This window comes from Limosilactobacillus urinaemulieris (genome assembly GCF_014838745.1).
In the GTDB taxonomy this organism is placed as follows: domain Bacteria; phylum Bacillota; class Bacilli; order Lactobacillales; family Lactobacillaceae; genus Limosilactobacillus; species Limosilactobacillus urinaemulieris.
In genome coordinates, this window is record NZ_JABUXR010000033.1 from 1 (window position 1) to 2,122 (window position 2,122).

Annotated in this window: 19 tRNA genes and 1 rRNA gene; all 20 read left to right on the forward strand. The window is 48.5% G+C overall.

Features of this window, described 5'->3' with window-relative positions:
* A 5S ribosomal RNA gene (rrf, locus tag HUK45_RS09110) occupies nucleotides 1-115 on the forward strand; the annotation flags it as partial.
* Between the two features lie 6 nt (nucleotides 116-121).
* A tRNA-Val gene (locus HUK45_RS09115) sits at nucleotides 122-194 on the forward strand.
* Nucleotides 195-211: 17 nt separating this feature from the next.
* Nucleotides 212-284, forward strand: a tRNA-Lys gene (locus HUK45_RS09120).
* A gap of 40 nt (nucleotides 285-324) precedes the next feature.
* Nucleotides 325-397, forward strand: a tRNA-Thr gene (locus HUK45_RS09125).
* A gap of 9 nt (nucleotides 398-406) precedes the next feature.
* Nucleotides 407-478: transfer RNA gene (locus HUK45_RS09130), tRNA-Gly, on the forward strand.
* A 16-nt stretch (nucleotides 479-494) separates the two neighbouring features.
* Nucleotides 495-580 (forward strand) — tRNA-Leu (locus HUK45_RS09135).
* 8 nt (nucleotides 581-588) lie between these two features.
* Nucleotides 589-662 (forward strand) — tRNA-Arg (locus HUK45_RS09140).
* Nucleotides 663-668: 6 nt separating this feature from the next.
* Nucleotides 669-742: transfer RNA gene (locus tag HUK45_RS09145), tRNA-Pro, on the forward strand.
* A 31-nt stretch (nucleotides 743-773) separates the two neighbouring features.
* A tRNA-Met gene (locus HUK45_RS09150) sits at nucleotides 774-847 on the forward strand.
* A gap of 15 nt (nucleotides 848-862) precedes the next feature.
* Nucleotides 863-936: transfer RNA gene (locus tag HUK45_RS09155), tRNA-Ile, on the forward strand.
* A 37-nt stretch (nucleotides 937-973) separates the two neighbouring features.
* Nucleotides 974-1,061 (forward strand) — tRNA-Ser (locus HUK45_RS09160).
* 7 nt (nucleotides 1,062-1,068) lie between these two features.
* A tRNA-Met gene (locus HUK45_RS09165) sits at nucleotides 1,069-1,142 on the forward strand.
* Between the two features lie 5 nt (nucleotides 1,143-1,147).
* Nucleotides 1,148-1,222, forward strand: a tRNA-Asp gene (locus tag HUK45_RS09170).
* A gap of 5 nt (nucleotides 1,223-1,227) precedes the next feature.
* Nucleotides 1,228-1,300 (forward strand) — tRNA-Phe (locus HUK45_RS09175).
* Between the two features lie 16 nt (nucleotides 1,301-1,316).
* Nucleotides 1,317-1,387: transfer RNA gene (locus HUK45_RS09180), tRNA-Gly, on the forward strand.
* 7 nt (nucleotides 1,388-1,394) lie between these two features.
* Nucleotides 1,395-1,469: transfer RNA gene (locus HUK45_RS09185), tRNA-Ile, on the forward strand.
* Nucleotides 1,470-1,473: 4 nt separating this feature from the next.
* A tRNA-Ser gene (locus HUK45_RS09190) sits at nucleotides 1,474-1,561 on the forward strand.
* Between the two features lie 7 nt (nucleotides 1,562-1,568).
* Nucleotides 1,569-1,640: transfer RNA gene (locus tag HUK45_RS09195), tRNA-Glu, on the forward strand.
* A 12-nt stretch (nucleotides 1,641-1,652) separates the two neighbouring features.
* A tRNA-Met gene (locus HUK45_RS09200) sits at nucleotides 1,653-1,726 on the forward strand.
* Nucleotides 1,727-1,731: 5 nt separating this feature from the next.
* Nucleotides 1,732-1,806: transfer RNA gene (locus HUK45_RS09205), tRNA-Asp, on the forward strand.
* Nucleotides 1,807-2,122 lie beyond the last annotated feature (316 nt).

Here is a 2,122-nt window from a genome sequence, read left to right on the forward strand (position 1 = left end):
TGGTGATGATGGCTTGAAGGATACACCTGTTCCCATGCCGAACACAGAAGTTAAGCTTCAACACGCCAAAAGTAGTTGGGGGATCGCTCCCTGCGAGGATAGGACGTTGCCACGCGATTATGGAGGATTAGCTCAGTTGGGAGAGCATCTGCCTTACAAGCAGGAGGTCACAGGTTCGAGCCCTGTATCCTCCATTGAGCATTAAGCTCATGAGCCGTTAGCTCAGTTGGTAGAGCATCTGACTTTTAATCAGAGGGTCGGCGGTTCGAGACCGCCACGGCTCATTGCCAAATAGGTAACGGTTTGGTATAATAAAAAGTGTACGCCGACTTAGCTCAGTTGGCAGAGCATCTGTCTTGTAAACAGAGGGTCGGAGGTTCGAATCCTCTAGTCGGCACTTATATATGCGGAAGTAGTTCAGTGGTAGAACATCACCTTGCCATGGTGAGGGTCGCGGGTTCGAATCCCGTCTTCCGCTTTGTCAATTCTATAATGCCGGGGTGGCGGAATTGGCAGACGCACGGGACTTAAAATCCCGCGGTTAGTGATAACCGTACCGGTTCGATCCCGGTCCTCGGCACTTCTTATGCACCCATAGCGCAATTGGATAGAGTGTCTGACTACGAATCAGAAGGTTGAAGGTTCGACTCCTTCTGGGTGCATTTTTTCGGGAAATAGCTCAGCTTGGTAGAGCACCTGGTTTGGGACCAGGGGGTCGCAGGTTCGAATCCTGTTTTCCCGATTTGATTCTAATATTTAATCTATTAGGTTTTCGCGGTGTAGCTCAGCTGGCTAGAGCGTCCGGTTCATACCCGGGAGGTCGAGGGTTCGATCCCCCCCGCCGCGATTGACTGGCTGTTTTGGACCTTTAGCTCAGTTGGTTAGAGCAAGCGGCTCATAACCGCCCGGTCGTAGGTTCGAGTCCTACAAGGTCCATCAACTATCTGTGATGGATTGTTATTATTTACATTATGGAGGATTACCCAAGTGGCTGAAGGGGGCGGTCTTGAAAACCGCTAGGCCGTGAGAGCGACGCGAGGGTTCGAATCCCTCATCCTCCTTTATTATCGCGGGGTAGAGCAGTCTGGTAGCTCGTCGGGCTCATAACCCGGAGGTCGTTGGTTCAAATCCAGCCCCCGCAATTGTTGGTCCGTTGGTCTAGTTGGTTTAGGACGCATCCCTGTCACGGATGAGATCACGAGTTCGAGTCTCGTACGGACCGTTTTTGGCTCGGTAGCTCAGTTGGTAGAGCAACGGATTGAAGCTCCGTGTGTCGGCGGTTCGATTCCGTCCCGCGCCATTTAATTGAATATTATGCGGGTATAGTTCAGTGGTAAAACCACAGCCTTCCAAGCTGTTGTCGCGAGTTCGATTCTCGTTACCCGCTTTTATATGGGCCTATAGCTCAGCTGGTTTAGAGCGCACGCCTGATAAGCGTGAGGTCGATGGTTCAAGTCCATTTAGGCCCATTTTGGAGAAGTACTCAAGTGGCTGAAGAGGCGCCCCTGCTAAGGGTGTAGATCGCGAGAGCGGTGCGAGGGTTCGAATCCCTCCTTCTCCGTTATTTTGACCCGTTAGTCAAGTGGTTAAGACACCAGCCTTTCACGCTGGTATCGTGGGTTCAAATCCCGCACGGGTCATTTTTTTATTATCGCGGGGTAGAGCAGCCTGGTAGCTCGTCGGGCTCATAACCCGGAGGTCGTTGGTTCAAATCCAGCCCCCGCAATTGTTGGTCCGTTGGTCTAGTTGGTTTAGGACGCATCCCTGTCACGGATGAGATCACGAGTTCGAGTCTCGTACGGACCGCTATAGTAAGTCAAGTTTATTATTTGGCTTTTTTTATTTTGACTTATATTTAAGTAGTAGCGATCAGCAGTTTCAATTTTATATTATAAAGTTACTCTAAAGGAATCACCTTAATAAGATGATTCCTTTTTAACTTACTTGAATTTGTTTTCCATAGATTAATTTACAGCAAAGGAGGACAGATTGACAAAGAAGTTATGGGTATCTGTCAACTGGTATTGATGGATATCGATACCACTCACAGAAATGTGGGTGGTATTTTTTTATACAAAAAGACAATCAATTCTTAAAAAGAAAAATTTTTGATTGGCAAAAC